Source organism: Gilvimarinus sp. 1_MG-2023 (assembly GCF_030548285.1).
In genome coordinates, this window is sequence record NZ_JAUOSC010001287.1 from 1 (window position 1) to 256 (window position 256).

The following is a 256-nucleotide window of genomic DNA, read 5'->3' on the forward strand; positions in this document are numbered from 1 at the left end:
CACCTCGCTGGTGACTCTGTTCCAATGGTTTCACCCGGCTGTACCGATTATTGCGACAGCAGCCATGGCCTGGTTTCTGCACCGCAGCATCCGGCTGGTGCTGTTTGTTGTCGCCTCGATGCTGCTGATTATCAACCTTGGTTATTGGGCCGAGATGATCGAGACCTTTGTGCTGGTCGTCACCGCCACCACGATTTGTATTCTGACCGGTGTCCCCGTAGGCATCTATGCCGGTCACAAACCCAAGGTGTACAAC

General features: G+C 55.1%; 1 pseudogene. It reads left to right on the forward strand.

The window, feature by feature from the left end:
- Nucleotides 1–256, forward strand: a pseudogene (locus Q4563_RS21005) (hypothetical protein); the annotation flags it as partial.